Source organism: Kistimonas scapharcae (assembly GCF_039540975.1).
In the GTDB taxonomy this organism is placed as follows: domain Bacteria; phylum Pseudomonadota; class Gammaproteobacteria; order Pseudomonadales; family Endozoicomonadaceae; genus Kistimonas; species Kistimonas scapharcae.
The window spans coordinates 1-1,670 of the sequence record NZ_BAABFL010000253.1 but is presented as its reverse complement, the minus strand read 5'-3'; the positions used below and the strand labels follow the sequence as shown (position 1 = coordinate 1,670).

Sequence of the window (1,670 nt, the reverse complement as noted above, 5' to 3'; positions counted from 1 at the left end):
CCTGAATCCGCGAGTTCACAGCTAAGAAATCGGCCTGAAAACCCCAGAGCCCAAGTCTTTTCGTATAAAATCCCCTGATTCTGATTTTCACCTTCTGAGTGCTTTTTTGTGAAACTCAAAATCGAGCAGTCAACTACCGAGTTTTATACGCCTGTTGCCGGGCTATATTTCGTTGGTCATGCCATCAACAAGCAAACCACATTAACCAAAACCCTGCGGAGGATTAAGAAAAGGCATGGTATTGCAAATATCGACCTCATTCGCACTTATTCCGGCTTGCTTGCCCAAGGGAAGAGTGACTTTGATGCCGTTGACAATTACCGGCATGATGACTGGTACCAGCGCTCAATGGGCATAAAGCAGATGCCATCGTCCAGTCGATTGAGGCAACGCTTTAACGAGGATGCAACCCGGCTGATTCCTCTCATTGAAGATAGTCTCCCCGAAGTATTGCTGAACTTCAATGCACCGGTTACCCCTCTGCCTGAAATGTTGGACAAGCTTCAGCATATTCCGCTGGATATGGACGTCTTCCCTATGGACAACAGCAAGACCAAAAAGGAAAAGGTGGAGTGGACCTATAAAAAGTTTCACGGCTATGCGCCTATTGCCGCTTATCTTGGTACTGAAGGTTGGTGCATGGGGTGCGAGTTACGCCCTGGGGCACAGCACTCTCAGAATGAGTTTATTGATTTTTTACGTTCGGTTTTGCATCGGTCTCGCCGTTTGACTCAAGCAATGCTTCTGGTTCGTCTGGACAGTGGCCATGATGCAGAAGAGAACCGCATTGAGATTGCCCGCTACAATCGGGTTAACCATATCATCAAGCTCAACCCAAGGTCACAGTACACGTGGCAGGGCTGGCTCCCAAGGTTTGAAGAAGAGCAGACGCAATGGCACGAACTCCGTCCCGGCAAGCACTATGCGACGCTTTCCATTATTTATGAAAAAGAGTACGGAAATCAGCGTCTGGTTCTCCGGCTCATAAAACGCACGACGGACTCTGTAGGCCAGATGTTCCTGACGCCAGATTATGAGCTGGATGGTTGGTGGACGACGCTGGATGAAGCCGACTACAGTGATGATCAGGTGATAGCGCTTTATGAGGATCACGGAACCAGCGAACAGTTTCACAGCGAATTCAAAACTGATCTGGATCTGGAGCGTTTACCTTCAGGGAAGTTCGATACAAATGACCTGATAATGTGCCTGGGAGCACTGATTTATAACATTCTGCGCTATATGGGTCAGAGCTGCCTGCTTGGGCCAGACGCTCCTATACGGCATACGGCAAAGAGACGCCGTTTGAAAACCGTAATTCAAGAGCTTATTTTTATGGCTGCCCGTTTACTCAATAAAGGTCACCAATACAGGCTGCGATTCGGTCGTCACTGCTCGGGGTTTAAATCATTCCATCAACTGTTATCCAATCACGCGCTCTGTTAATCGGCTCTGTTTTCAGTACGGAATTTCCAAATATTATGATGCTGATGTGCAGACGGCAGGTTTCAGTGTGCACGGTTACCCAAAACATTGGCTTTTTTAGATCTGACTTGAGCTGAAAATTGATATTCTGGCACAATAAATTCAAATCTGATTAACCCGGTCACCTGGAATTAAGAGATTGACCCGATTGATTGCCAGGTAAATCAAGAACTCACGGATTCAGG

Annotated in this window: 1 protein-coding gene; it reads left to right on the top strand. The window is 47.3% G+C overall.

Annotation, left to right across the window (positions count from 1 at the left end):
- Nucleotides 1-108: 108 nt before the first annotated feature.
- A complete protein-coding gene (locus ABD892_RS10770; protein WP_345195634.1) occupies nucleotides 109-1,446 on the top strand; it encodes an IS1380 family transposase in 1,338 nt (445 codons plus the stop codon).
- Nucleotides 1,447-1,670 lie beyond the last annotated feature (224 nt).